The 1,401-nt window shown below is 77.1% G+C and carries 2 protein-coding genes; both read left to right on the forward strand.

Annotated elements, in window-relative coordinates; genetic code table 11:
• Positions 1 to 240, forward strand: a 240-nt coding sequence (locus tag EBH09_RS38770) for a GPS-CTERM domain-containing protein (protein WP_274595133.1), incomplete at its 5' end; no start/stop codon positions are given.
• 97 nt (positions 241 to 337) lie between these two features.
• Positions 338 to 1,401, forward strand: a 1,064-nt coding sequence (locus tag EBH09_RS10465) for an energy-coupling factor transporter transmembrane component T (protein WP_121747333.1), incomplete at its 3' end; no start/stop codon positions are given.

A 1,401-nucleotide genomic window follows, 5' to 3' on the forward strand; every position in this document is an offset into this window, starting at 1 on the left:
CGCTACAACACCAACGCCCTGCTGTGCGGGATCGCGGGCTACCCGGAGTCGGGGTGCGGGGAGCAGGTCGCGCAGAAGGAGACGGACGACTCGACGGCGCCCAGCGCGGCCCCGGACCAGAAGGACACGTCGGACGACGACGGCCCCTCGGTCGGCCTCTACGCGGGCATCGCCATCGTGGCAGCCCTGGCCGGAGCAGCGACCTGGCAGGCGAGGCGGCGCGGGAATGCCACCGACTGAGCCCGCGGGCAAGCAGTCGGCGGGCTCCCGCCCCGCGCCGCCCCGGCCCGCGGGCAGTCGTGCCGCGCCGTCTGCGGGCGGTCGTGCCGCCGGGGCGATGGGGGTCCCCCCGCTCGAGCGAAGCCGAGAGTGGGGGAGGGCGGGCGCAGGCGGCACCCGGCAGGCGCCGGAGAGCATCCCCACCCCCCGCCACCGTCCCGGGACCCTGCACCCCGGCGCCTGGTGGCTGTGGGCGCTGGCCCTCGGCACCGCCGCCACCCGCACCACCAACCCCCTCCTCCTCGCCCTCCTCATAGCCGTCTCCGCCTACGTGGTGACCACCCGCCGGCCCCACGCCCCCTGGTCCCGCTCCTACGGCGCCTTCGTCAAGCTCGCCCTCGCCGTCCTCCTCATCCGCCTCCTCTTCACCACGGTCCTCGGCTCCCCCATTCCCGGCACCCACACCCTCGTCACCCTCCCCGAGGTCCCCCTCCCCGGCTGGGCGCAGGGCATCCGCCTCGGCGGCCGGGTCACCGCCGAGGGCCTCGCCTTCGCCCTGTACGACGCGATGAAGCTGGCCACCCTCCTCATCTGCGTAGGCGCCGCGAACGCCCTCGCCAACCCCTCCCGCCTCCTCAAGTCACTCCCCGGCGCCCTGTACGAGATGGGCGTGGCCCTCGTCGTCGCCCTCACCTTCGCCCCGAACCTCATCGCCGACGTCCAGCGCCTGCGCGCCGCCCGGCGTCTGCGCGGCCGCCCCGACAAGGGCGTACGGGGCCTGCTCCAGGTCGGTCTCCCGGTGCTGGAGGGCGCCCTGGAGCGTTCCGTCGCCCTCGCCGCCGCGATGGACGCCCGCGGCTACGGCCGTACCGCCCAGGTCCCCGCCCCCGTACGCCGTACCACCGCCGCCCTCACTCTGGGCGGCCTGCTCGGCGTCTGCGCGGGGACGTACGGGCTGCTGACCGCCGCGGGCGGCACGTACGGCGTCCCCGTCCTCCTGGCCGGCGTCGCCGCCGCGCTCGCGGGGCTGTGGCTCGGCGGCCGCAGGACGGTCCGCACCCGCTACCGGCCGGACCGCTGGGACGCCCGCGCCTGGCTGGTCACCGGCTCCGGCGCGGCCGTCGCGGCGCTGCTGTTCCTCGCCGCCGCCCGCGACCCGGCGGCACTGCACCCGGGCGTGGT

The sequence above is a fragment of the Streptomyces sp. E2N166 genome (assembly GCF_003671715.1).
Taxonomy (GTDB): Bacteria; Actinomycetota; Actinomycetes; order Streptomycetales; family Streptomycetaceae; genus Streptomyces; species Streptomyces thinghirensis.